Annotated in this window: 24 protein-coding genes and 1 pseudogene; 2 read left to right on the top strand and 23 right to left on the bottom strand. The window is 55.9% G+C overall.

Annotation, left to right across the window (positions count from 1 at the left end; all coding sequences use genetic code 11):
• Nucleotides 1–45: 45 nt before the first annotated feature.
• From FIU93_RS07155 to FIU93_RS07145, 3 genes are read right to left on the bottom strand one after another with little or no spacing between them, the layout of a single operon-like run.
• Nucleotides 46–1,272 carry an amidohydrolase family protein gene (locus FIU93_RS07155; RefSeq protein ID WP_152505217.1) on the bottom strand — a complete coding sequence of 409 codons (1,227 nt, stop codon included), beginning with the start codon at nucleotides 1,270–1,272 and terminating at the stop codon, nucleotides 46–48.
• A gap of 21 nt (nucleotides 1,273–1,293) precedes the next feature.
• Nucleotides 1,294–1,593: a hypothetical protein gene (locus FIU93_RS07150; protein WP_152505216.1), complete on the bottom strand. Its 300-nt coding sequence runs from the start codon at nucleotides 1,591–1,593 to the stop codon at nucleotides 1,294–1,296.
• Nucleotides 1,580–1,945 carry a Rieske (2Fe-2S) protein gene (locus tag FIU93_RS07145; protein ID WP_152505215.1) on the bottom strand — a complete coding sequence of 122 codons (366 nt, stop codon included), beginning with the start codon at nucleotides 1,943–1,945 and terminating at the stop codon, nucleotides 1,580–1,582. Before FIU93_RS07145 ends, FIU93_RS07150 begins: the two co-directional genes overlap by 14 nt.
• 171 nt (nucleotides 1,946–2,116) lie before the next feature.
• On the opposite strand from FIU93_RS07145, the gene FIU93_RS07140 reads away from it, so the two are divergent.
• A complete protein-coding gene (locus FIU93_RS07140; protein WP_209009887.1) occupies nucleotides 2,117–2,503 on the top strand; it encodes a MarR family transcriptional regulator in 387 nt (128 codons plus the stop codon).
• 45 nt (nucleotides 2,504–2,548) lie between these two features.
• Here the strand turns inward: FIU93_RS07140 and FIU93_RS07135 are convergent, their stop codons facing one another.
• From FIU93_RS07135 to FIU93_RS07090, 10 genes are all read right to left on the bottom strand, one after another.
• The gene (locus FIU93_RS07135; RefSeq protein ID WP_152505214.1) at nucleotides 2,549–3,475 is read right to left on the bottom strand and encodes a DMT family transporter; all 927 of its coding nucleotides are present in this window, start codon (nucleotides 3,473–3,475) and stop codon (nucleotides 2,549–2,551) included.
• 27 nt (nucleotides 3,476–3,502) lie between these two features.
• A complete protein-coding gene (locus FIU93_RS07130) occupies nucleotides 3,503–3,946 on the bottom strand; it encodes a hypothetical protein (protein WP_152505213.1) in 444 nt (147 codons plus the stop codon).
• Between the two features lie 13 nt (nucleotides 3,947–3,959).
• Nucleotides 3,960–4,952 carry an ABC transporter substrate-binding protein gene (locus FIU93_RS07125; protein ID WP_173013797.1) on the bottom strand — a complete coding sequence of 331 codons (993 nt, stop codon included), beginning with the start codon at nucleotides 4,950–4,952 and terminating at the stop codon, nucleotides 3,960–3,962.
• The gene (locus FIU93_RS07120; protein ID WP_152505212.1) at nucleotides 4,949–6,136 is read right to left on the bottom strand and encodes a Gfo/Idh/MocA family oxidoreductase; all 1,188 of its coding nucleotides are present in this window, start codon (nucleotides 6,134–6,136) and stop codon (nucleotides 4,949–4,951) included. The genes FIU93_RS07125 and FIU93_RS07120 overlap by 4 nt, the downstream gene beginning before the upstream one ends.
• Nucleotides 6,126–7,064 carry a PDR/VanB family oxidoreductase gene (locus tag FIU93_RS07115; RefSeq protein WP_152505211.1) on the bottom strand — a complete coding sequence of 313 codons (939 nt, stop codon included), beginning with the start codon at nucleotides 7,062–7,064 and terminating at the stop codon, nucleotides 6,126–6,128. Before FIU93_RS07115 ends, FIU93_RS07120 begins: the two co-directional genes overlap by 11 nt.
• A 112-nt stretch (nucleotides 7,065–7,176) precedes the next feature.
• Entirely contained in the window at nucleotides 7,177–8,349 is a 1,173-nt protein-coding gene (locus FIU93_RS07110; RefSeq protein ID WP_152505210.1) for an alpha-hydroxy acid oxidase, read from the bottom strand.
• Between the two features lie 147 nt (nucleotides 8,350–8,496).
• Nucleotides 8,497–9,795: a Rieske 2Fe-2S domain-containing protein gene (locus FIU93_RS07105; protein ID WP_286202271.1), complete on the bottom strand. Its 1,299-nt coding sequence runs from the start codon at nucleotides 9,793–9,795 to the stop codon at nucleotides 8,497–8,499.
• Between the two features lie 329 nt (nucleotides 9,796–10,124).
• On the bottom strand, nucleotides 10,125–10,679 hold the full coding sequence (locus FIU93_RS07100) for a hypothetical protein (protein WP_152505209.1): 555 nt from the start codon (nucleotides 10,677–10,679) through the stop codon (nucleotides 10,125–10,127).
• A gap of 125 nt (nucleotides 10,680–10,804) precedes the next feature.
• Nucleotides 10,805–12,655 carry a TRAP transporter fused permease subunit gene (locus FIU93_RS07095; RefSeq protein WP_152505208.1) on the bottom strand — a complete coding sequence of 617 codons (1,851 nt, stop codon included), beginning with the start codon at nucleotides 12,653–12,655 and terminating at the stop codon, nucleotides 10,805–10,807.
• 213 nt (nucleotides 12,656–12,868) lie between these two features.
• Nucleotides 12,869–13,858 carry a TAXI family TRAP transporter solute-binding subunit gene (locus FIU93_RS07090; protein ID WP_152505207.1) on the bottom strand — a complete coding sequence of 330 codons (990 nt, stop codon included), beginning with the start codon at nucleotides 13,856–13,858 and terminating at the stop codon, nucleotides 12,869–12,871.
• A gap of 98 nt (nucleotides 13,859–13,956) precedes the next feature.
• Between FIU93_RS07090 and FIU93_RS31675 the strand changes: the two are divergent.
• Nucleotides 13,957–14,295 (top strand): annotated as a pseudogene (locus FIU93_RS31675) (IS3 family transposase); the annotation flags it as partial.
• 32 nt (nucleotides 14,296–14,327) lie between these two features.
• Here the strand turns inward: FIU93_RS31675 and FIU93_RS07080 are convergent.
• The 10 genes from FIU93_RS07080 to FIU93_RS07035 all read right to left on the bottom strand — a co-directional run bounded on the left by FIU93_RS07080 (nucleotide 14,328) and on the right by FIU93_RS07035 (nucleotide 25,857).
• Nucleotides 14,328–14,846, bottom strand: a complete 519-nt coding sequence (locus tag FIU93_RS07080; RefSeq protein ID WP_209009886.1) for a MarR family transcriptional regulator — start codon at nucleotides 14,844–14,846, stop codon at nucleotides 14,328–14,330.
• Nucleotides 14,847–15,032: 186 nt separating this feature from the next.
• Nucleotides 15,033–16,070, bottom strand: coding sequence for a 2-hydroxyacid dehydrogenase (locus FIU93_RS07075; RefSeq protein WP_152505206.1), 1,038 nt, complete (start codon nucleotides 16,068–16,070; stop codon nucleotides 15,033–15,035).
• A 2-nt stretch (nucleotides 16,071–16,072) separates the two neighbouring features.
• Nucleotides 16,073–17,842, bottom strand: a complete 1,770-nt coding sequence (locus FIU93_RS07070; protein WP_152505205.1) for a thiamine pyrophosphate-dependent enzyme — start codon at nucleotides 17,840–17,842, stop codon at nucleotides 16,073–16,075.
• Nucleotides 17,843–17,867: 25 nt separating this feature from the next.
• Complete coding sequence (locus FIU93_RS07065; protein WP_152505204.1) at nucleotides 17,868–18,641, bottom strand: hypothetical protein; 774 nt, start codon at nucleotides 18,639–18,641, stop codon at nucleotides 17,868–17,870.
• A 67-nt stretch (nucleotides 18,642–18,708) separates the two neighbouring features.
• Nucleotides 18,709–19,815 carry a TRAP transporter substrate-binding protein DctP gene (gene dctP, locus FIU93_RS07060; RefSeq protein ID WP_173013795.1) on the bottom strand — a complete coding sequence of 369 codons (1,107 nt, stop codon included), beginning with the start codon at nucleotides 19,813–19,815 and terminating at the stop codon, nucleotides 18,709–18,711.
• Nucleotides 19,816–19,854: 39 nt separating this feature from the next.
• The gene (locus FIU93_RS07055) at nucleotides 19,855–21,135 is read right to left on the bottom strand and encodes a TRAP transporter large permease subunit (RefSeq protein WP_286202302.1); all 1,281 of its coding nucleotides are present in this window, start codon (nucleotides 21,133–21,135) and stop codon (nucleotides 19,855–19,857) included.
• 26 nt (nucleotides 21,136–21,161) lie between these two features.
• Nucleotides 21,162–21,665 (bottom strand): TRAP transporter small permease, encoded by a 504-nt coding sequence (locus FIU93_RS07050; RefSeq protein ID WP_152505202.1) that lies wholly within the window; start codon nucleotides 21,663–21,665, stop codon nucleotides 21,162–21,164.
• Between the two features lie 71 nt (nucleotides 21,666–21,736).
• A complete protein-coding gene (locus FIU93_RS07045; protein WP_152505201.1) occupies nucleotides 21,737–23,800 on the bottom strand; it encodes a hydantoinase B/oxoprolinase family protein in 2,064 nt (687 codons plus the stop codon).
• 11 nt (nucleotides 23,801–23,811) lie between these two features.
• A complete protein-coding gene (locus FIU93_RS07040; RefSeq protein WP_152505200.1) occupies nucleotides 23,812–24,345 on the bottom strand; it encodes a hypothetical protein in 534 nt (177 codons plus the stop codon).
• Between the two features lie 15 nt (nucleotides 24,346–24,360).
• Entirely contained in the window at nucleotides 24,361–25,857 is a 1,497-nt protein-coding gene (locus FIU93_RS07035; RefSeq protein ID WP_152505199.1) for a hydantoinase/oxoprolinase family protein, read from the bottom strand.
• Nucleotide 25,858 lies beyond the last annotated feature (1 nt).

The following is a 25,858-nucleotide window of genomic DNA, read 5'->3' as shown; positions in this document are numbered from 1 at the left end:
AGCATCTTGTCTGCGTTTCTTCGAACGCAGGATACGCTTGTTCTTTTACGCGTTTTGCTTCCACTCGGACATGACCGGATCCAGGTTAAACAACTTTTGCGCGTTTCCACCCAGAATATTGCGTTTTGCCGCCTCATCCAGAAAGGGAATGTCATAGATGGTGCTGGGCAAATCCATATCCCAATGCGGATAGTCAGAGGAATACAGCAATTGTGTTTCCGCATTCATCATCTTGAATGTGACCTCGAGGGCCTCTTTGTTGTCCACGAGTTCGATGGGTTGTGAGGAATAGAACATCTCACGCATGTAATCGCTTGGCTTCTTCTTGAGGAGCGGCGCATCCGATGTGCGCATCATGTATTCATTGTCCAATCTCTGCATAAGGAAAGGAATCCATGCAAGCCCGCTCTCAATCCACATGGTGTTCAGCTTAGGGAAGCGCTCAGGCATACCATTCAACACCCAGTTCGTCATGTGAATAATATTACAAAAACTGAACCCAAGAGCATGAACCGAGATGAACTTGTTGAGCTGAGCGAGAGATGTATCCGCCCAATGATAGGCCGCATGAAAACCGAGCGGCATACCGTGCTCTTCCAGCTTGGCATAGATACGCATATTCGCGTTGTCATGCACCGGGCGTTTCAAATAACCGGTTGACAGAAATCCTACGACTCCTTTCCGCTCGGTGAACTCGTCAATGATCTTTTCAGCTTCATGCGGTTCGTTCATTGGAAGGTAGACCATCGAGACGATGCGTTTATCTTCCTCCAGGATACGCTCACAAAGCCAGCGGTTATAGGCGCGGGCCATCGCAACCTCGACTTCGACCTGCGGGTGGGTCGCAAGCAGCAACATCGGTGTTGGAAACAGGCAGGCCATATCGACCCCCATCGCATCCATCCAACGTCGCGCGAGGGTAATGTCGCGATGCGGCTTCTCGGGAACAATTTCCTTGTTACGCCCGGCATAGCGTGTCACGCGCCCCGCCATGTCCTGAGAGCCGATCGCTTGCGGGATCAGGCCTGCACGCCCCACATTTCCCGCGGACAGACCAAGGTGCCGCATGACAGGGTCGTCCATGTACTGCAGGATCTCGGGAAGAGCTTCCGTTTCATAGTGGTGGCTATCCACGTCACAAATGAAAAAATCTTTGTAATTCCGGTCCTCTGCTTGCTTTCTCGCATTTTTCAAAAGTTTGGTTGTATTGAACTCCTTGATCGCGGGGTCGCTATCCGAACCGAAGCTCATGGTATTCGATGTAAGAGACATATTATCTCACTCCCATAAAATTTATTGTTTCAGCGTCTGCCACATACCCAGCTCGAATACCGCCACATCGGCAGCCTCGAGAATTCCTGTCGCGGCAACCGCAACATCCGTCGCCGAAACGTCGTTGTTTTCCGGGAACGCAGAGAATTCCTTGTCATTTTCCCGCATTTTCGCAAACGCGGTCACGATTTCCGCAAATAGCGCCTGCAACTGCGCGGAGCTCAGTTGACTGGTTTCAAGCGCGCGAAGCGCGCCCAGGACTTCGTTGACCGATACGTTCAGCGCCGGGGTTTCCGGTGTTACTTTTTCAAATCTCGACATAGATACCTCCATCCCGTTCGGTCACTTTGTAGCGCTTAAGGCGAATTTTCGGATCGCCTACCGCTTCCCCTGTTTCCATTTTGAACTCCCAGCCGTGCCAGGGGCATACGAAGTGCATCTCGCTATCGTCGAAGTTCTGCCTGAGAGCGCGTTGCTGGTCGTCAAACTCGACACATACCTTGGGCATTTTGAGCCCTTCGCAGACGGGGCCACCCTGATGCGGGCACACGTTTTTATATGCGACGACATTTCCTTTGTGGCGGATAACGCCGATCTCGACACCTTCGATCTCGCAGATCTTGGCGGTCGTGTCGTTGAGGTCCGACGATGCACACAACAGTTTTTCCGGCATTAAGAGCTCCTCCGTTTATTGCCAGGCTGCCTCACCAAAAATAGTAAGATTGCCTTACTATAAGACGCATGCTACCATTGTCAATAATATAAGAACTCTAAGTTAAGGCTCCGCGACATCGACCAGGTTCAGTCCCCCTCCCGCAAACGCGGCCTCGGAGCATCGCTTCGTTTGGCCTATCATCTCTATGGCAAGCTGTTGCAGAAGCAGCTGATCGATTCGAAACTGAGCATGGCGCAGTACATTCATCTCAGAGTTCTGCGGGAAGAAACTTGCCTTACCCAATCCGAGCTTTCTGCGATCCTGGGCATCGAAAAGGCTTCTTCGACGCGCGTTCTGGATGAACTTGACAAGAGAGATCTCTTGCTGCGCGAACGAAGTGCGAAAGATAGACGTGTCGTTGTCGTTCGCCTTTCGGATCAAGGCCGGGAGAAAATCGACCAGGTCATGAAATCCGCAAGGGTTGCGGCCGATCACGCATCGAAGGGCTTCGAAGAAGAGGAGCTTGCCCAGCTTTTCAAAGCAATGGACAAACTGATCGACAACCTCTCCTCGTGATTGTCGTTGCCCCGATCCACAGGCAATTCAGGAACGCAAAATATATTACGGGGCGACAGCCAATATTATCACGCCGGCTCCGGCCAGTATCGAAGCAAAGTAGAATCTGGAACCCGGCCGGTTCTCGGTTTTGAAAACGTGACCGGCCAGCCAGGCTGCGAAGAACATCTCGACCGAAGAAATTATCGCGACCACCGTTACATTGGTGAACATCAACGAAAAGAACAATGCCACCTGACCCAGTGTCATCGAGCTGCCCGCAAGCAATTGCCAGCCGGTTGGCTTATGTATGCGCAACATGAATGTGGACCAATTGCGGAAACGAAAGCCCGCGGAGGCGCCAAAGCAAACCAATCCGGTCACCGCTCCGATAAAAACGCCTGCAAGCGGGTCCGGAAGCGTCTGCATTGCCAGTTTTCGAGCGACGAATGATCCTCCGTAACCTGCTGCAGAGCTAAACGCCATTACACGCCCTTCGGTTTTTTCCTTGGTCGTGCGCTCTGGTACGGACCTGACGGCAGTCGGTCTTGAAGGAGTGTTCGCCATCATGATCAGAACGCCTCCTGTGACAAGGAGAAAGGCAATCACGATTGTCGATGTGATGATTTCGCCGAGCAGCAGAAACGCAAAGATCGCAGCGAACACAGGGATCAGTCTCCGAATGAACCCTGTCTCAACCGCCCCGGCCAGCTCAACCGACCGGAAAAGAGTTAGCCGGCCCAGCACATTTCCCAGCAAGCCGGCAAGAACAAAATAGCCAACCCCGATGAGCGCCGCTTCTCCATAGGCTGGAAACGGCGACCCTATCGCCAGCCAAAGCAGGCCTGAAACCAGGGCCGTCATCAGAACCGACAGAAACACGTCGTTTCCCCGGCCCTGAACGGACTGTGAGCTCTTGGCGATGGCAACGGAACTTAGCGCATAACAAAACGCCCCGAACGCGGCCAGCAAGCCGCCGAAACCAGCCGTCATCGGCTATAGTCGGACCGGGTTTCGGAGTTACCTGGCATTTGTGACAAGTTGCTCCATGAAACGCTCGGACGACATGATCTCACGCAACGGCAGGTTCTCCTGAGCTTCCATGAGATCCGATGAAAACGTCAAACCCCGTCCATCCCAGAACCACCAGTAGATGATTTCACCCTTCTTTCCTCGAATGGGCATTCTAAAGATCGGAAATTTACGTTCGCTATGCGGGATTTCGGCATTGCCCACGCGAGAATGTTTCAACTCAAGCTTCTTCAGAACCGCCGACAATGGAACCATCGCCAAGGGTGCATTTTCGGCTGTCAGAACGGCGACATTCTCGGGCCGGCTCTCGTACGGACCCTTGAGAAACTTGACCACCGGAGGATAGCTTGGATGGATGTGCGTTAGCTGAATGTAGGCCAAACCATTGGGCGTTTCGACCTCAACGATATCTCCAGGCAAATACTCTTCCATTTTGAAACTCCCGCTAAAGGCTGTAAGCTTCCAACGTCGAAGGATGAAACAGCTCCTCGATCTCGACCCGGCGTGGCGAAAGCCCTTGGCTTGCGTGATAATCGAGAAACCGGTTCAGGACATGGGAGTTCTCGGCAACGCCGTAACTCCAGGGATCGTTCCCCATCAGGGTGTGAACGCGGTTCAGGTTATCCTCGACGAACGGCATCGTAACTTTGGTCGCGGAGGTGTCCGAAAGCGCGTCTTCCGCCAGCCGCTTTGACTGGGTGAAAGCCTTGAGCAAGGCAGCCGGCAGGAATGGATATTCCTCCGCCAAGCTTCGCCGTACTCCCAGAACATGCATGATCGGGAAGATCCGAGTACGTTGGAAATAGGCTTCAGCCGCGGAGATACTGTCGGAAAACAAGCGCCCGACATGTGGATGACCTTCGGAGAAGCAACGAGGCCATCGCGGCCCGACGAAACCGTCGATCTCGCCCGCCGCGAGCATGCCGTTCAAGGTGCTGCCCTCCGGCGCCTCCTCCATCACGATATCGTCCGGCAACTGAACCTTGATCTTCTCAGGCCGGCCGGGCGTGTCCATCCCGCCTCGCACCCAGATGATATCGGACGGCTTCACGCCGTGTTCTTCTTCGAGAATACCACGCACCCACACATTGGCGGAAAGCTGGTATTCGGCAATGCCAATGCGCTTCCCCTTCAGGTCACCGGGCTTTTCTATACCCTTGTCCGTCCGGATATAAACCGACGTGTGCCGGAAGGCACGGCTCAGGAAAACAGGGATCGCAACATAATGCGGATCGCCCCTGGCAACGGAGATCGAATAGGACGACAGCGAAAGCTCGCTGATATCGAACGCATGATGCCGGAAGGCACGGAAGAACATCTCCTCCGGCGACAGCAGCATCGGAATGGGGTCGACCCCGTCGATTTGCACTCGGCCATCCACGATCGCACGCGTCCGGTCATAGTTTCCCATTGCAAGAGAAAGTTTCAGATTGCTCATCCTGTCGGCTTTCGATGTTTTGTGTTGCGTTGATGCTGAAGTTCGACCGGCTGGCCGGATCTGGCAGAGCGTAGAATTGCATGGCAAACCTCAAGGCTCGCCAATCCCCACTCCCCGCTCTGGACGGGGGGGGCATCCTCTCGAACTGCCGCGACCAGCGCATCAATGACCGTTCTGCGCGGAGCAGGACCGAATTGCGCTTCAATGAAGCTACGCCTGGTATCGCCAAAGACCTCGATACCGTCCGGCATCAGTTTAAGATCCGCTCGATCGCAAAGGGCGATCACCGGACCGAAATGTTCGTTGTGTTTGGCTTGGATCGTCGTTCCATTGCCAAAAGTTCGGGTCGTCTTAAGGCGAACCTCGTCTTCTGGCGTAAGGTCCATCAGGGCTCGGCGCGCCCCTCCATATGATCCGGGGGTCTTGGGTTGCCCCAACTCACCGACATTATTCATCCAGATATCGCTGTCGAAATGGGCATAACCTGAATAGGTCAAATTGGCGATGCAACCTGTCTCGAAGGTCATGAGCGCGCTGAACGCGCCTTCGGTCGGTCGCTTGGAATCCCAAGCTCCGGTCATTGCATAGATCTTTTCGGCTATCCCGCCAGCCAGTCTCCGGACGACATCGATTTGGTGAATTGCCTGACTGAAGAGAACGCCTCCCCCCTCTTCCGTGCGCAGTTCTTCAGGTCGTCGCGGCCGATAGAGAAAATCGGTATAGTTCAGCGCCTGGATCATACGCAGTCGACCAAATTCACCGCTTTCAATCAGCTGCGCGGCAAGCTCAACAGGAGGGTCGAAACTGTGACTGGGACCAACGATCAAATGCACACCTGCCTTGCGCGTGGCGGTTATCATTTTTTCGGCATCTGCCATGGAGATCGCCAACGGTTTTTCGACAAGAACATGCTTACCGGCACTCGCCGCCGCCAGGACATGGTCCACATGCATCTGATGAGGGGTGGCGATGTAAATCGCTTCGACAGACGGATCGGCGCATAACGCTTCAACGGTCTCATAACTCTTGCCGCCATATTCTGTTTCGAAGGCGGCACGGCTTTGCTCTCTGGGAGCGGCGGCAGCGATGAGCTTTACACGGGAATCGACATCGAACGTCGGCACCATGAGCATGAACGCACGCCCAAGGCCAGCGACGCCGAGGCGAACCGGATCACAGGTCAAGAACCAGCCTCCCCGATTTCGCCCGCGACACGCAGATCATGATGTAATCGCCTTTTTCCTCGTCCATCAAAACCATGTCGCGATGATCGGCTTCCCCCACCAGGAGACGGGTCTTGCACGTTCCACATGTTCCGCTTTCACATGAACTGCTCGTCGCAAAACCGGCATCCCGAAGCGCTTCCAAGATTGAGCGATCTTTAGGAACGGTGACTGTTTCCCCGCTCTTTTTCAGTTCCACTTCGAAGGCGACGTCGTCCTGACGCACCACATCGACCGGTTTAAAGTCCTCAAAATGGATCCGCCCCTCCGGCCAATGGCCGGAAACTGCCTTGATCTCGTCCATTAAAGGCTTTGGTCCACAGCAAAAGACATGTGTTGCTCTTGGCGTGACTAGATCGTCCCAGAAATCATAAACCGCGTCAGGATCGCCGTTGTCATGATGAACTATGATCCTGCCCTCGAAGGCTTCGTTCAGCTCCGCAAGATAGGCAGCCTCTTCTGCGCTTCGAGTGACGTATATGATGCGTAGCGCTTTGCCTTTTTTGTCGAGATATCGCGCCATGGAATAAATCGGCGTAATACCAATGCCGCCTGCTATCAGTAGATACTTCTGAACATCCGTCAGGGGGAAATCGTTCTCCGGCGGCTCAATATTCAGCTCGGAACCAACATGCGCATCGTCATGCATCGACGCGGATCCGCCTCGAGATTGCGGCTCACGTTTGATGGCAACGACGTATTCAGTCGGCTCGAAACCGTCGTTCACGAGCGAGTAACGGCGCATGGCACCTGACGGCGTTTCGACTGTGATATGCGCACCTGGATCGAAACTGGGAAGCTTACAGTCGCCGACCGGAACCAACGTGAATTCCACGATGCTCGGTGTCAAAACGATTCTACTTGCGACTCGCATTCTCATTTGCTGCATGAATTCCTCCCAGTCGGATCGCGATAGAATTTATTAGATAGCTAAGTTATTGAAGTCAACCGCTTGGCAATCTGCTGAAACGTTACGTATTTTCCGTGGCCTAACGAGTTGCTTAAGTATTCCGTCCAGGCAGTGCCGCGGCGTTTCTTCTACCCGCGATATGATGCTGTCCGAGCTGTTGAACCGATTTGCAGCCAATGAAAATCAGTGTTCTGCGCACTTCGTCCTCCAGTATCGACAGGGCTTGCGCCGCCCCATCGCGGCCACCGGCCGCCAGGCCGTATAATGTCGCCCGGCCGAGAAGTACGCCGTGTGCCCCCAAAGCAAGCGCCTTTACGATATCGCTGCCCCGCCGAATGCCGCCGTCCAGCAGAACGGTTGCATCGCGGTCTAGTTGTCCGGCAATGTCCTCAATGACTTCGATGGTCGCGGGCGCACCATCGAGTTGGCGACCCCCGTGATTTGACACGATGACTCCATCAGCGCCCTCCTTGCAGGCGCGTAACGCGTCCTCCCCGCACATTATGCCTTTGATCAGCAGCGGTCCGTTCCATTGTTTGCGAATACGCCGAACATCGTCCCAGGAAAAATGAGGATTCCGTTGGGAACGGGTGAAATCCGCCAGCGCTGCGTCGCTTACCCCCTCCCCCAGGAACGCCACAAGATTCTGTAATCGTGGCCTGTTTCTGCCAAGCCAAACCGAACCCAGCCATCTAGGATGCATCAGCCCGTCCAGGATTACGGGAGCGCTCATTTTGATTTCATGTGAGAAACCGTGCCGTAAATCACGCTCGCGTTTTCCCCCAACCAAAGAGTCGACCGTGACAATCAGCGCCGCATAGCCGGCATTGGCGGCACGCTCTATGAGCGCCTCGGAAAAGCCCGGTTTTCCCCACGGATAAAGCTGGAACCAAAGAGGACTATCCGTTTGTTGTGCAATCGCTTCCATTGATGTGTTGGACGCCGTGGAAACCGCGAAACCGACACCCGCACCTTGGGCGGCACTTGCCAGATGCAAATCCCCTTTCGGCCAATAGATCCCGTTCAAACCCGTCGGGCCAATAATGAAAGGTGCAGAGAATTTTTGGCCAAATAGATTGACCGAAAGATCGACCATGCCACCGTTAAGAATTTTGGGTCTTAACTGAATATCCTCATATGCCTGCCTGTTTCTCTGCAGAGTAACTTCGTCTTCAGCCCCGCCGTCAAGAAAATCGAACACCACCCGTGGCAAGCGAATGCGGGCCAATCGTCGCAAGTCGTCAATGTTGATGGGTTGGCTCATCTTACTTGCCGATTTGCTTTGCCACAGCCCGCGACACCCCAAGATTACACCCTTGCAGCGACGACACATCGCCCCCTCCGCTCACGAAAGAACCACCCAAGACCGCGTGCGGCCTCAGGCGGATCCGGGAGGAAATTTCAGCAGAACCTATTCTGCAGCGACTGTTTTTCCCGAAGTGTTGAGAAGTGTTCGCCAGTCGGTTTCTTTCGGGTAAACCCCCTCGTGGGAGTTGATCAAAACCTGCGGGATCTCGGAATCCGTTCCGATTGCCTGACCACCTTCGGCTACTTTTTTAGCCGCATCCGCCATCAGGCGGCGGAATTCGACAATGGCCAGGTCTGACGCACCGAGGACATCGGTGTGGCGCTGGACGCGCGCGCCCATCGACACCCACATCGCAATATCCTGGTTGGGAATGCCCTTGATACCAGTAAAATTGCCTTCCTTCATCGCATCACGATCCTGAAGGAAATCGTTGTCCAAGGTGCGCAGGCAACGCCATTTGTCATCGACATCCACACCCGGCACCGCATGCGTGAACCGGCGCCACTCGTCCGTTGTCGGGACGTTCGGCCCATCCCAAGCAATGAAGTGGAAAGCGGTTTCCTCATCATTGATTGGCACAATCACCGCGGCCACCCTGTAATTGTTGTTGGGCGGTATCAGCGAGTAGTAGGGCGCAACGAATTCGGTAACCCGAATGTAATTGTGCGTAGCCGCGTTCTTGATGGGAGTACGGATCGCGGCATAGTGAAACCCATAACTTGTCGTTTCCGTTTGCATGCGAGGCGATTTGTCGGTCGAGGGCCGATACCATGACTTTTCGTCCGCCGCCGCACCTTCGACTTTGGCTGGAACCATGTCAGATGAATGCAGCGAAGACGAGTGCGCGCTGTCGATCTGGCCTTCGTGGATCTGCGCCCAATTCGCGGGGATTCGGATCTTTAGGATTGCGATCGGAGAATCCGCGCGCGGTGCAAATGCCGGCGGTTGAAACTCCGGCATTTCGTCTTTGTCGCCAAGCCAAGCCCAGACGAAACCGCCCCACTCGCGAACGGGGTAGGAACGGTGCTTCACCTTGTCCATCAGAGGACTGCCTTCCGGCTCCGACGACATAGCGACAACGTTGCCGTCAACGTCCATTTTCCAGCCATGATAGAGGCAGCGAAGCCCGCATTCCTCATTTCGGCCAAAGACCAGCGAAGCCTTGCGGTGCGGGCAAAGCTCATCCAACAGGCCCAAGCGCCCCTTTGAATCGCGAAATGCCACATAGCTTTCGCCGAGAACTTCAACGCGAAGCGGCTTGCCGTCCGGCTCTTCCACCTCTTCGATCAGGCAAACAGGAGTCCAATGCTGACGCATCAGCCGCGCCATCGGGGCGTCGCCGGTCACACGGGTCAGCAGTTCATTCTCTTCGGGTGTAAGCATTTGATCTCCCTCCTCCACGGACCGCCACGTTAAAAAACACCATCGGGCGGCTTATGGCTTCTCCAGTATTCTTAGCTTTCTAAGTTTAAGCTGTCAACTGGAGGGCAGAATTTTTTCGCCTGCTATTGCAGGATCCCGAAACCCTGACTTCGGAGTTTCCCGCTGCCGTGAAATCCGGCCTCCCCTCGTCCAACGCGAAGGCCGCACAACGGCTGTTGTTGGAGATGAAAACTCTATGAATTCAGAGCATCGTGCGATGCTTTTATGGGAGGTTCCGGCAACTGACCTAAGCGTGAAAGGTTCATGGCCGATGCACGATCTATTTGCGCCTTTTGAGAAAAATCTTGCTAGAGTTCCAACCACGAATGCATTTTTCTCATGAGCAACGGCATTACGTAACGCGTATTCAAACCTGTCAGAACGAATGCCACCAAAAACAAAGAAATCGGTGCAGATACGTTTTCGGTTAGCGGCTTTAACGCGTGGTATATTATGATCAGCAACGGATAGACACCTAGCATACTGACCACCCAGCGTTTCCAAAAAAGCGGTTGCTTTTGCACATCCTCAATCGGCTCGTTGACGACAGCGTCGCAGCGAATCTTTGCGGAAGAATTGCTCAGTTGGTGTCGGAGTTCTCGACCGATGTAGCCGGGCAAATCCCGACCATCTGATTTGAGCTGGCTGACGTCGAAACTCAAGGAAAATAAAACTTCGCCACCATGGGCGCTTCGCATTTGCCCGCTGCTCTCCGCGTTCCTGTCCGCAGAAACGATATCGACGGTTAAATCATGAATAGCTTGCGTTACGCGCGTCAGATCTTCCGGCAGAGCTGTAATTGTAAGTATCAAGCCCGACCCGTTGCCTACCGGTGCCGGTTGACCTGCCTGAATTTTTGACATGTGTAGACCACCCGTTGGTATCAGCAAGTCCAATCAAGCGGTCGAACTGATCGTAATTCTTCAAAACGCAGGTGCCGTCCGGTCGAGTGAATGTTTTCCATATTCCATTCGCACGTCGACCGGGACTAAGGATTTTCGACGTTTCTCACCCTCGCAGAAAACACGAACTGTCGTACGATCAACCCGGCAATCAGCAAGATGCACAAGCCGGATACGACGGGATAAGGGCTTACAGCCCCCACCGCCGCAACCGTTAGAAGGACTCTTTCCCAGGTGAGCAGTTCGGTCTTGATCAATCCCTCTATCGAGGCTGCGATGGCGAACGCGCCGAAGAACGCCCCGACCACTGCGAGAGTGTTTGCCAAAGGCCCGAGCTCCAGAAGTATTCCCGGATTCCAGACGAAGGCGAAAGGTAACAAAAATCCAACGATTGCAAGCCTTACGGCCGAGAAGGCAATTTTGAAGGGATCCTCGTCGGCGATCGCAGACGCGGCAATGGCTGCAACAGCGATCGGAGGAGTTAGTGCAGACAAGATCGCATAGTAGAGCAAGAACATTTGGCTCGGAAGGATCGGGAAGCCGAGCTTGGATAGCGCCGGTCCCACGAGCACGGCCGCCAGAATATAGGCGCTCGGGGTCGGCATCCCCAGACCGAGAACGATCGTGACGGTTGCGGCAATCACGAGCGTCAGTATTGGCTGCGCATCGCTAACGGTTAGAATCACATTCGCTGATTTCATCCCAAGGCCGGTCATGGACAATCCGCCAATAACCAGGCCCGCAGCAGCACATGCACCGGCAACCGGCAAGATCTGCAGAGTGGTTGTTCCAAGACCTTCCACGATTTGCCAAGGCGAAAGCCGCGTTTCTTTCAGGATCAATGAAGCGACAATCGTGACAAGGACGCCGACACCAGCCGTAAACGTCGGTGAATAACCGAGTATCAGCGCAACGATAATACCGATGATAGGCAGCAAAAAGACCCAGCCGGTTTTGAACGTTTCCGTAGCGGTCGGAACCTCGTCTTCCGACGGCCGCAGGTCGTATTTGACCGAGCGCAAGTGCACCTGGGCGAAAACGCCGGTATAATAAAGCAAAGCTGGTATCAGGGCCGCGAGCACAATCGAGTTATAGGAAATCCCCGAGTATTCGGCCATGATGAACGCCGCTGACCCCATGATCGGGGGCATCGCGCTACCACCGGTGGATGCTGCGACCTCCACCGCTCCTGCAAATCGGGCGCGATATCCAAGCCGTTTCATCACAGGGATAGTGATCGAACCGGTTGCGACGACATCGGAAGTGGGGCTGCCGGACATCGTTCCATATAATCCAGACGAGATGATCGCGATCTTGGCAGGTCCTCCTCTTGCGCGCCCGGTGACCAGAGCCGCAAGGTTAAAGAAGAAATCGCCGCCTCCTGCCTTTGACAGAAATGTTCCGAACATCACGAAAAGGAAAACGTAGCTCGCCACCACCTGAATCGGAACGCCAAACAAGCCGTCGGTCGTAAAAACGAGGATATCGAGCAGATATGTAAACTCACTAACCCGATGACCGAACGGAGGTGGCAGCAGATAGCCAAAAAGATTGTAGAACAGAAAGAGCAAGACAACCCCGGTGAGCCCCAAGCCGGTAGTACGCCGGGTCGCTTCGAGCGTCAGAAACAGGAGCGAGGAACCGAAGAACAACTGATCAATCGTGAACTCATCCAGAATGCTTATCCGGTTCGCTATCGCTCCCGAAGTCATGAAGAAATAGACGCCGCAAGCAAGACTGAGAGCCGCTAGAATCCAGTCGTAGAAAGGAATCCGGTCCGGCGCTCTGGAGGTCGCTCCAATCGCCAGAAAAAGAATGGTGAATATCCCCGAAATAAAGAGAATACCCTGAATAAGCGGGTCAGCGATAATGAACAGATTTGAATGAACTACCCATATGGCGAAGGCCGCCGACAGTACCTTGACAACGGTACTCATGGTAGGCGCGAGTTTTCTACGGCGGCCTGTTTCAGTCAGCGAAGGGAAGTCCATGCCTACACCGTTTCACGTTTGTTGTTTGAAAGTAAATTGCCTGCACTGAACGTGCCTTGCCTGTGTTTACACATGCAAAGTCCGCAGCAATGCACTTGGCAGCAGTATGCAGCCAGCGCGCTGTTGCTTTTGCGGGCCGGCTGCATTGTCTGAAAGGTGTTACTTAATAAGACCCAATTCCATGTAAGCGCGCTTTGCACCGGCATGGAACGGAAGTGTGGTCTGAGAAACAAGCAGTTCTGGCGTCAACTGCTTCATCGCGTTGTGCACACCGCGAATTTCATCGATGTTTTCTGCGATATCTTTTGCGAGCATATAGCCGGTTTCTTCGGGCAGGCTCTCGGTCGTGATCACCATTGCACCCAGCGCGACCGTAACAACGTCATCAGATTGGTTGGCGTAACTTTCGCCGGGAATTGTATAGGTTCCCGTTCCAAATTTTGCGTTCGTCTTCTCAATGATTTCCTGGGGAACACTCAGAAGTACAACTTCATTACTTTTGTCAACTTTCCGGAACGACGAATGTCCCACAAAGATGCCGTTAATAACCATGTCGGTCCGACCGTCGGTTATCAGGTCCGCTTGCTGTGCAGAGCCGCCCCGAACCAGAACTCCGCCGTTCGCTTCGATAGTAGCCTCATCATAGCCGGCTTCTTCGAGCATGAACGTCGTGATATTGGCCACGATGTTGCCCGCATTGTTGTTCGCGACGCGTATAGCCGCACCTGATTTCGCCAGATCGTCAATACTGTCGATCCCGTATTCATCGGCAATGGATTTTCTAAGAAAAAAATGCATCGGCGCCCAATTGTACATATACCCGATGGCCTGAATATTGTTGATGGGTGCCTTGAACGGCTCTTCCCCGGCGAGCGCCAACTTGATCTCGGCGTCGTGGGCCAAACCTAAGTCCGTCCGACCTGCGCCCAGCAAAGCAATGTTTGCAAACCCGCCTCCGGTTGCTTGGTATGTAACGACACCACTGGGATCGTCAGCCTTAACTGCTCGGTCAATGCCAGCACCAAGCAGAGACCAAAGACCGGACGGGTTTCCTCCCGAAAGTGTGACGGTGACGCTTTCCGCAACTGCGCTGCCTGCAATTGCACACATTCCGATGGCCGCAATAACGGCTTTAAAACTCTTTTTCACAGGTTCCTCCCTCTCCATCCTCATAGACATCTAATGTTAGATATCTATGTTATATAGGCATAATGGATTGCCTGATCTTAGTCAACTAAGATCAGGGTTTTTGGGTGGAGCCGATTTGCAGAGTTCTGCCGATTGCCCCATCGGCTCGTCACGAGAATGTCGCCAAGCGACAGGGCGCGGAGCGGCTTTCGGTCCGCCCCCGCCGCGGTATCGCTCTGAAGATCGAGGCGCCGTGTCTTCGAGGAAAACTTCCGCGTCTATGGTACGCGCAAGATCCGGCGGCAATTGCAGCGGGAGGGCTTCGATATCGCCCGTTTCACGTGGCCAGGCTTATGAGGGTCATGGGGCTTCAGGGGAACATTCGGGGCAAGCGGCTCAAAACGACGTTTCCGGACAAGTCCGCGCCAAACCCGCTCGACCGTATGAACCGCCCGTTCGACAATGCTGTCGGCTCACTGGCCTACGATGGCTAAGAGGAAGCGTGGCCCTTGGTTGGCGGCACCCGAACCCCACGCGATGCGGCACGTCGTTCATCTTCCTCAAGATTTCGGATCATGACAGTCAGCGCTTTTCGCAACGTGGTTTGCTCGTCCTTCGTGAGGCTGGAAAGGGCGATATCATTGGCTTCGAGCGCAAGCGGTTCAAGCAGTTCACGAAGTTCCCAACCTTTCGCGGTCAGGAACGCATGCAGACGACGTTTATTGCCCTCGACATTGCGCCGAACAATGTAGCCCAGTTCCTCCATGCGAATGAGTGCGGTATGTGCGGTCGGTTCCGTGAGGTGCGCTCTATCGCTCAGTTCGCGTTGAGACAGCCCGTCCTCTTGCCAGAGAATGCGGAGGAATATCCACTGCCCGAAGGTAACATTTTGGGTTTGAAGGCGGATCTGAAGAGAACGGTTGAAACCGCGCGCAGCCAGGCGCACCAGCCTCGCTATACGTTCAACGCCCGCCTCATCTGCCGCGCTATACTCAATTTGCTCGCTCATGGCCTCATAAGATCAGCACGACGAGCTATTGCCAAGTCCCTGAAAAGCACCGCAGCCACTTACAGCACAACAAACTGCATTGCTGCACAGCCGGGTGCTCTTTTTCGCAGGGAGATCGCCTCGGGGTTTGCAGTTTACATGGAGCGGACTCTCATCAAGCATCAAGCGAAGTCCGGCCAGTTCACGTCAACCCTCCTGCATGTTCGCCAACCGCTCTCTCCAAGCAGGTTCGACTTCGAGATTGCGGGTGTATTTCGGCAGATCGCCATCCATGAGGCGGGTGGCGTTTTCCACCAGAACCTCCGGCATGATCGAATAAAGATCGATCGTATGACCCAGGATGTGCGGCGTAAGGACGACACGATCAAGCCCGCGCAGCGGGTGATCCGCCGGTAGCGGTTCGGTCTCAGTCACATCGAGGCCAACTCCCGAAAGATGACCTTCGGACATGACCTCGACCAAAGCGTCTTCGTCGATCAGTCCGCCACGGGATGTGTTCACCAGGATCGCGTCACGTTTCATTTTCCGCAGTTCGGCCTCCCCGATCATTCCGCGAGTTTGTGCATTGAGAGGCACATGCAGGCTGATCACGTCGGACTGCACCAGTAACGCGTCGCGATCGACCAGACATACGCCTTCAGGTGCGGTCTCCGGCGTCAGGAAGGGATCGTGAACCAAGATCTCAGCCGGTTCGAATGCCCGGAGGCGGTCGATCACCCCGCCGCCGATCCGGCCCGAACCAATTAACCCGACAGTCCTGCCGCGCAGCATACGGGCATACATCTGCTGCGGACGTTTGGCGTTTTCATGCAAGAGACGCTCAGATGTGTGCAGCTTGTAGAGAAGCACGAGCATCAGCATCACGGTTGCCTCGGACATCGCGAGAAAATTCTCGGGGGTCGCTCCGTTCCCCACGATTAGCCCGCGCATTCCGCAGGCCTCGAGATCGACCGCGTCGACCCCGATCGTGGGAAACACCAGCGCCCGCAAGCGCGAAGACGCGTCGAGATCTTCTTCGCTGAGCCGAGAGCGGGAGCTGGCCACGATGATATCCACGTCCGACAATAGTGTCTGCCGCTGCTCTGCAGACAGGCGTAAAGGCACGCCTGGAACTATTGCCGGCCCCCGCACCACATCCCAGCCAAGATCGGAAAGCTTGGTCGAAGCGCTTTCGAGTACGTCCGCGAGCACAGGATCCTGTGCTATATAGATCTTGGGTTTCATCTTCATTCGCTCCGGGTCAGGCCAGCAACCATGTTGGGGTTGTAACCAGGCTGAACGCGCGCATCGATCACAACGCTCTTGCCTTCACGAACCAACTCGATGCCTTTCTTGACCGCTTCGACCAGTTCGCCCGCGGTAAAGACAGGCCCGATCCCCTCGCATCCCTGTGCACGAGCAACGCCTGCGATGTCGATGTCCGGATCGCCGATACGCTGACCGATCCACTTGTTCTCCACCGGACGGTTGCGAGCGACAGCAACACGCTCCTGGTGAACCTCGTCATTGTAGAAAGAGCGGTTGTTCGACACCACCGCCAGAAACGGTGCTCCATAGTGCGCTGCGGTCCAGAACGCCGAGGCCGCCATCATGAAGTCGCCATCCCCGAGAACCGCGACCGGCATACGCTCGCTGCCTTTCAATGCCAGCGCGGCACCGATCAGCATACCCGGACCGGAGCCGATCCCGGCACCGCCATCGGAGCCAAGGAAATCGAGTGGGTGGCGGAAATGCCACGCCTCGCCCGCCCAACCGAGCGGCAAGCGCACCATGCTGGCGCAAATCCCGTCCAGCCCTTCGCCAAGTGCCCCGGCCAGCGTCATGATATCCAGCGGCGCTTCCGGAGCGGGAGCATTCAGGGCGGGTTTCACCGGCAGGTTTTCGGGCTCGTCGCCAGCGCCAACACCCAGCAAATCCGCAATGGCATGCATCGCGCGGTCCGGCGAACTGGCCAGGTGGAGATCGAGTGCCGACAGCCCCTGATGCTCCATGCCCCAGCCATTGTGCAACTGATAATCGAGAGAGGCCTGGATAATCTTGGCTTCAACCTTGCCTGCCAGCTTGAGCGTTCCGGCAACGTCAAGCCAGTCGAGGCTGAGGATCACATCGGCTTCCCGCAGAACTTCGCCCGCCGCATCGTCGATAAAGAATGCAGGTTTGCCACGGTGCAGAGAATGGTTCGTCGGGAAAGAAGCGCCGATCCGGATGTCGGTCAGAACCTTCGCTCCCAAAGCTTCGACCAATGCCACACGCCGCGCCCAGTCAGCCGGATCGCGCGACACCCGCCCCGCCAGGACAACCGGATTTTTGGCGTTTTTCAGCAACTCGGCGGCACGCGCCACCCCCTCAGCGGAAGGGTCCGCCGGCAGTGGCGACCGGTAACGCGAAAAGTCGGGCAATGCCGGCGCTTCGGCATGCTGTTTTTCCTGGATCGACACATCAAAATTTACATAAGTCGGGCCGTGCGGTTCCGCCCGGGCAATCAGATTTGCCCTCAGCATGGATTCGATCGCTGCCTCCATCGAAGCAGGCTGGTCATCCCATTTCACATAGTTGCGTATCATTGAAGCCTGGTCGCGGCAGGTATGCAACCAGTCGATCCATGGACGGCGCAACGCCGCATCCACAGGTCCGGTCGCACCGTAGATCAACACAGGCACGCGGTCGCACCAGGCGTTGAAAATTGCCATCGTTCCATGCATCAGCCCGACATTGCTGTGCAGGATCACAGCAAGAGGTTCACCTGTAACCTTGGCATATCCGTGCGCGATTGCCACTGCATGTTCCTCATGCAGGCAAAGCAACATCTGTGGGTCTTCGTTGCCCAGGTGGTTCACCAGGCTGTCATGTAGCCCACGAAAGCTCGATCCTGGATTAAGGGTGACGTATTTAACGCGAAGACCCCTAAGCATCTCCGCAAAAACGTCGCTCCCCCAAACTCCGTCGCTGTCAGAGGCAACCGGCCGTTCAACTCCCGAAGGTCTTTGATCAGTCATGCGATAAGTCCATGTTATTGAGGTTTCAGTGGTGGCTCAGCAGATGGCCGAAACCATGTGGTTGATCGTTGAACCCGGCTGTTCTCAGCAGATGCCAAGCCATGACCTGATTGCTTGTGATCACGGGTTTGCCAAGCTGCTCCTCGAGGAGGCTGACGACCTCGAGCGAACGGATCGCCGTGCAGCTGACAAAATATGCATCGGCTTTTTGGGCGTAATGTTCTTTCGTTAACGCAAGCCAGTCTTCCGGCGGCAAGGCGGCCATATCCCTTGGATGGTCTATTCCGAGACCATGGGCATCGATGACGTCAAATCCATGCCGATTGAGAAATGCGACTTCGCTTTTGACGATGTGGTCGACATAGGGGGTAATCAAGACCAGCGTTCGCGCCGTCAGTGCATTTAGAGCGCTTACGATCGCTTCAGACGTAGCGACGACCCGTCTGCCGGAGGCTGAACACGCGCGCGCCAGAATATCTCTCTCCAGTTGCTCGCTCAGCGTGGAAACAGCAGTACAATGAAATCCGACGACCGCAGGATCGACATCGCCCACAAGCGAAGCCGCAGTTTCGACATCTTCTGCCATGGCGTTTAGTTGTTCGCGCGAACTGCCGGTCAGTCGCAGGCGCGTCACATGCAAAGTGATATCCCGCGGTAACAATGCGGCCAAATCTCCCTCAGCCACAATGTTGCCGGACGGCAAGATCACTCCGAAACGCGCGCGCCCGCCAAAACGGAACCCACACGCAAGACTGTTCAACCGGGGCGGCGCTACGAGATCGCGATTATCGCTCATCATTTGTACAGATGGTTCAAGGGTTGTCCGGGCTCGGTGACACGACGGATGTCACCGAACCCAATGCCATTTATTGCTTGACCTTGGAGAAGACTTCTCTTTCCAGCAGTGCGGTGAATGCATCGACATCGCCCTCGACGCCCTGAACGAGGCCGTCCCAGCGCTGCAATGTCTCGATATGTTGCTGAACAATCGCCTTGGCGTCAGACGACCCACCCAATTTGACGATGTCGTTCGCTACCGCCTCAAGCTCGCTGGCGCGAAAATCTTCCATCGCTTCGTTGAACGCGTCATCAGGTTTCCAGAAGACCACGCCCTTTTCGTCGGCCGCCATGCGCGCAGCAGCCTCCTGGTCGGCGTAGGTCTTGCTGATCTTCGCAATCCGTCCGGGGATTGCCGAAATCAGCGCCGAGCGGTTCGCTTCGTCCAGATTTGCAACAGCATCACGGTTGAAGATGAATTCACCCAGGCCGTGATAGCTTCCGATCGGTTGATCGACGATACCGCGCACGGAGTCGATCAAACCCAGCGTTTGAAGCCAGGCGAGATTACCTACCGCGCAGTCGACCTGGCCCTGCTGCAAAGCAGGCCCGACTTCACTCGCCGGCAGCGACACAGGTACAGCTCCCAGGGCATTGATGAGGCGCACAGCAAATCCACCCGTCACACGAATTTTCTTCCCGGCAATATCGTCCGAGCTAGAAATCGGTTGCGCGCACATCAGATACCATGGCGAAGCTGCATGCCCTCCCAACCAGACCGCGTTTTGCTTTTCAAGATCGGCGATGCATTCGTCGCAGTTCAGCAACATCGTTTCGTTGGTCGCGCCTGCGGCAGCCCAGAAGTTGGCCGCAAACGGCAGAAGCTCCGGCAGCATTGCAACATGTGGGATTTCGCTGGAATTCAGCGTAGGCACGATAAATCCGGCGTCCATGACGCCGGCGCGAATTCCGCCCAGGCTAGCTTGGCCACCCAACATCTGGCCTCCGACGAAAACCTGCGTTTCGAGGGCACCGTCCGTGGCAGCCGCGAGTTCATCGAAGAATTCTTGCGCCTGCACGGCTTCAATGGCCAGCGGCGGCATGAATGTGTTGTACCTGAGTTCATCTGCATTTGCGCTGCAGGTCAACCCTAGAAAAGCTGCGACTGCGGCAGTTTTTATCACTCTATTCTTCATACTTCCTCCTCCCATTTTGGACTTACTGTTCGACTGTTTTCAAAGCCCCATCAGCCTCGGCAACAAAAGCGTTATGTCCGGAAATGCGATCAGCAGGCCTATGACCAGAAGGTCAACGACCAAGAACCACAGAACTCCGCGATAAATCATACTCAGCGGCACATCCGGCCCCACCAGCGATTTGACCGCAAAGACGTTCAACCCGACCGGTGGCGACATCAGCCCGATCTCTACAAATTTAACGATCAAGATGCCCATCAAGGTCATGTCGAGACCAACAGACTTGAACATCGGCAGCATTATCGGGAGCGTGAGAAACAGCAGGCCCAGTGGGTCCAGGAACATGCCGAGCACGAGATAACAGGCGCCGGCGATCAGAATGATCCCGAGCGGCGAGACATTCGCGTCGGTCATGATTTGCGCCAGAAACATCGGCAACCCGGAAAATGCCAAAAACCGGGTTAGAAGCACGGCTCCAAGCACAATGAAGAACAAGGTGGCGGTCCCAACCAGCGCATCCCAGAAACTGGATTTAACAACCGGCCAAGACAGCGCGCCGTTCAGTAGCGCAATGACAAATGTCAGTGCGGCGCCGAACGCTCCCGCTTCGGTCGCCGTGACGACGCCGCTGTAGATGCCACCGATCACGCCGAGGACCAGTACCGGAAGCGGCCAAATCGCTGCGGTGACGGTTAGTTTTTCGCGCAGAGTCGGTTTTTCGACCATACGCGGCGCCGTATCAGGTTGAAGCTTGGCCCGCAGAATAACCATCAGGGCAAAGGCGAGCGCGGACAGAAGACCCGGCGCAATACCGGCTGCAAAGAGCTTGAGTATCGAAGTCTGCGCAAAAACCCCAATCAGGATCATCATGACGCTGGGCGGGATCAATGATCCTAAGGTCCCTGCAGAGGCGACAACGCCGGTCGCAAGACCCATGTCATATCCGGCTTTCTTCATCTCGGGTAAGGCAATTCGGCCCATGGTAAGGGTCGTCGCCAGGCTGGAGCCCGAGGCGGCGGCGAACCCCGCACAGGCGAAGTTCGTGGCCACGGCAAGCCCGCCGGGTAACCAGCCCAGCCAAAGTCTGGCCGCGTCGAAAAGAGCGCTTGTCAGGCCCGACCGGAAGGCAAGCGCTCCCATGAGAAGAAACATCGGGATTGCCGAAAGTTCCCAACTGGCGGCCGTTTCGTAAGGTATCAGGCTCAGAATGCTGAAAGCCGCGCTCCAGCTCGACACAGCGGCTATTCCGACGAATGCCACAATCCCCAAAGCCAGCCCGATCGGCACCCGCAGCGCAACAAGCACAAGCGCAATCCCCATACCCCAAAATCCGATGGCCAGTGGAGTCATTGGGACAGTACTTTCGCTTTGTCGGCTCCAGAAACGGTCGCCTTCGCGGATCCGTAGGTGATGAACCGAACCATCTGCATCACAAGGTTCAGGACCGAGACGATAACGACCAGCGATAACGCCAGAACCGGAATCCAGCGCGCGGGCCAAGTCGGCAAAAAATAGGATGGTGTCTGGATCTGTTCGGTGATTTCGGTTGCGCGCAATGCTTCGGCCCCCGCGCACCAAGCAAGCAACATCGCGAAGACCGCCATCAATAGCGAAGTCAGACAGTCGAGCAAAAAGCGCGATCTTGTTGACAACATATCGCTGATCAGGCTTGCGCTGATGTGCTGGTCAGTGATCTGAACAAAAGCGATCGGCAAAAAGATCAGCGTAACCATGTAATAGCGCGACACAATCTCGGTCGTGCCCGCCAGCGGAACGCCGATTACATAGCGCAAGCTTACGTCTAGAACGACATGCGCCACCATCAGCGCCATTACGACACCGGAAATCATGACTGCGAGCTCGCTAAGCCAGCTCACACATTGCAGGGCGCGTCCGAACAACGATTGAGAATTTGTCCCAGTCACTCTGCCGGCACCTTTACTTCACAATTGCTGAAACCGGCAGCTGCGGCGCGCTCGTTGAGCAGACCTGCCGGGACGGTTTCCAACCAGCAATCGTCGATATCGGCTGCGCTCAGCGATTTGCCGGTCTCTTCTGCACGCCGACGCGCGGCTGCCCAGACACGGCCACGAATAGAAGCGCGCAGAGGGATCGGAAGGGTGAAGATGTTGGTTATCAGGCGCGACCATGCTTCTTCGCTCCAGACAGCTTCATACGCCTCGCGTTCCGGCCCGAAACTGAAAATGGCTGGAGCCTCCCGAGAACCCAGCTCGTTCCTCAGCCGTTCAGTCCCAGCCAGGTCGAGCGCCCCGTCCTCGATAACGACCTTGTATGTTTCCCTGGCCGCCTTCTCGGAGACCAGCCCGTTCCCTACGTCATGTAAAACCTTGGCCGGATCGCGGTCTTGCGGAGACCCGTACCCGCCGCCGCCCGGCGTAAGGACCCGAATAACGTCACCGCAATTCACGTTGAGCGAGTCGATCTTGGCGAGAGGCTGGAAATCCTTTGTTCCAGCTCGCCGGATGAATACGCCGGCCATTTCGCCGCAGCAGCCGCCCAATAAACCCCATGGGCTGAACCGATGCCGCTCCTGCCCGCGAGCGGTTACGAGACAGTCATGCTGGAGAACCTCGAAATCAAAGATGATGCCCAGGCCGCCGCGATATTTGCCCGCGCCGCCTGAATCCGGCCGCAGCGCATAGTTCAGAATACGAACGCCCGAAGTGCTTTCGACCACCTCGAGGGGACTGTTGCGCAAATTTGCGATGTCCACCACATCGCGCGCGTTCAACCCATCGCCATCCTCGTGTGCGCCTGTGCCACCAACCAGCGGCTCCAGCACATTCACCTTCAGGCCGCCTTCGGCCAAATTCGGCTCGGTGAAGACGATCGGCGCGATGTAGCCCGCACCCGCCGCCGGAATGACTTTCGGCAAGGCCTGCGCCAGCGCGCCGCGAATGGCGTCCTGCACCCGCACCCCGGTTGTCGTTCGCAGCCCGACCGCTGCAGGTGCCTGACAGTTCACAACCGACCCGGGTTGAGCAATCACGTTCACCGATCGCATCAGACCTGCGTTGACGGGAATGTCGCGATCGATCGTCAGCAATACGAACATTATCGTATACACCAACCAAGGATGCGCCTTCCCGTCCGAATAGATATTGAAGGCGGTTCTTAACTGGGTATCGCTGCCGGTAAAATCTATTGTGATCTCGTCGCCGGCTACGGTTAACGCGACACAGAATTTGATCGGAATTTCTGAGATGACATCGTCATCCAGATAGTCTGAAAAACGGTACGTACCGTCGGGAATACCTTCAATTACCGCACGGGCTCGCATTTCACTGTAATTCAGCACATCTTCCATCGCGAGCACAACGCCGTCGACGCTGTATTTCTCGAAGCATTCAGTCATCCGGTGCTGGGCGACACGAAGCGCGGTAACCATCGCCTTCAGATCGCCCCAGTTGTCGTTCGGAACCCGGCAATTGCACAGGATCAGGTGCAAGAGTTCTTCGTTCAGCTTGCCTGCCTTGTAGAGATGGGATGGAGGGATCCGGATCCCTTCCTGATAGATCTCGTAACTCGACGGCGAAAGGCTCCCGGCAACACGCCCTCCCACATCGGTCGAATGGACGTAGGCGTAGGCAAAGCAGATCAGCTTTGTGCCAGCATAGATTGGAGCCAAAACGCTGATGTCGGGCAGATGTGAAGACAGGCCGCCGCTCGCGTATGGATCGTTGCAGACGACGATATCGCCCGGTTCGAAACTGCCGATGCTGTCGATCGTCTTCTTGAAGTTCAGATTGGCAAACATCGTGATGCCAATGCTGTGAGGATAACCGAAAATCTCGCCATCGCGGGTTACCAGAGCAACACCTAGATCAGCGGTTTCATTTACAAACGCCGTGTGCCCGGTCCGTTGAAGCGAATATCCCATTTCTTCGGCGATTGATCGGAACCGCTGGACGAAGATATCAAGTTGGGCTGAATCGGTGCGCAGAGAAAACGTTTTTTCTTTCATTGTGTTATCCTCTACGTAGCATGGATGAGAAGGTTGCCGGCGCCATCGCAGCGCGCCGCAAAACCCGGCGTGACAATGGTGGTCGTGTCAGCCTGCTCGATTACGGCAGGTCCTTCGACACGGTCTCCATCGCGTATGTCGTCGCGACTGAAAACGGAAGCGACATGAGGCCGCCCGCTATGAAAGATCGGTCGTTGGCCGGTGGGCTCCAGTTTGGCGGAGTTGGTCCGTTCTCTTGCCGGTGGCAGCATGGGTTTCCGCCTCCGCCCGACGACCTTGACCCGCAATGACACAAGTTCAACCGCCGACCCGGGATCGCTGTTGTGATACAGCGTCTCGTAGGTATCGTGAAAATTCTGCGCCAGCAGCTCTGGCGTCAGGGCGTCCACCTCCAGCGTTGCCGGCAACGTGACGTCGACATCGAAAGATTGGCCGCGATACCGCATGTTTGCAGAACGCAAGACTTCGACACGTTCGATTATCGGGCTTTCCGAAGCGAGGCTGTTGCGTCCCTCCTGCTCTAGCTGGCGATAAACCTCGCGCAAGACCCCGGAATCCAGTTACGCCAGCGGACGCCTCAAACTTCGGATGAAGTTATATTGATAGTCAGCAATAGTCGCTCCCAGAGCGCACATGGTGCCTGGCGATCGCGGCACGAGAATTTGTTTTATGCCGACCTCTTCGGCCAAAAGGCAGGCATGCGTCGGCCCGGCACCGCCAAAAGAGATCAACGTGAAATCGCGTGGATCCAAACCCCGCTTGGTCATCATCGGAAGAATTGCGCTGGTCATCGTGGCGGTAGCCAGACGCAGAATGGCCTCGGACGCAGCTTCGACAGAGCAGTCCAGTCGGCTGGCAATGCGACCCACCGCCGCCAAAGCGTTCTCACGCTTCAATGGCAGGTTCCCCGCAGCGAATTTGTCGGGGTCAATGTAGCCGGCAACCAAGTAAGCGTCGGTGACTGTCGTCTCGGTGCCGCCACGGTCGTAACAGGCTGGCCCCGGATCGGCGCCTGCACTTTGCGGACCCAATTTAAGGATTCCAAACGGATCGAACCATGCGATGGAGCCGCCCCCGGCTCCCACTGCGAAAACATCGACCGTTGGCATGACGATTGGAAAATCGCCGACCGCCGCATCGGTGGAGTAGACCGGCTCCCGGTCTCGAATGATTGAAAAATCGGCGCTGGTGCCGCCGATGTCCAGCGTCACCGCGTCGCAAATGCCGCTCAGCGCCGCGACATAGGCTGCGCCGACCACGCCTGACGCAGGTCCGGACAGCATGGTGTTCACGGGTTTTACCTTGGCGCTGGACGCGCTGAGAATGCCGCCATTCGACTGAGTGATCTGCAAGGCGGTATCGAGCCCCACCCGCTGCGTGTCGATAGACAGGTCATCAACATAGCGGCTCATGATCGGCTGAACGTATGCATTCAGCGAGGCTACACTTGCCCGCTCGTATTCACGGATTTCCGGCCAAAGGTCGGATGAGCACGAAATGTAAAGCTCAGGCCGCACCTCACGTAGCCGATCGGCGATCTTCTTTTCGACCGCCGGGCCTCTGTAAGACCCCAAAAGGCAGATCGCGACACTTTCTATCTCGGCGGGCAGGCTCGAGATCGTCGCCTCTATCGCGTCATCGGCAACCGAGAAGTCCTCGTCATCCCCACGCGCCGGGATCTCAAACACGTCCTGCCGCGCGACTATGGCATCCGGCAGCGCGGCCTTCAGATTAAAGATGTCAGGCTTTCGCAGCCTGGCAATTTCCAGGATATCTCGATTTCCCTGGCTGACGATCAGCGCACCTCGCGCGCCGCGCCGCTCCAGGACCGCGTTCAGCGCGATCGTCTGGCCGTGCACGAAATAGGTGATCGCATCCGCCGGCCGGCCGATCGAAGCCATCAATTCGCTGATGCCGCGTGCCACGGCTTTCGACGGAGAACTCGGCGTGCTTGCGACCTTGTGAGCGTGCGATGCGCTGCCGTCATGAGACAACAGGCTGAGGTCCGTAAAGGTGCCACCGATATCGATTCCGAGCTGGAAACAGTCTTCGCTCACA

The sequence above is a fragment of the Labrenzia sp. THAF35 genome (assembly GCF_009363595.1).
Taxonomy (GTDB): domain Bacteria; phylum Pseudomonadota; class Alphaproteobacteria; order Rhizobiales; family Stappiaceae; genus Roseibium; species Roseibium algicola.
Note: the sequence above shows the minus strand (reverse complement) of the source record. Positions and strands in the feature narration are given on the sequence as shown.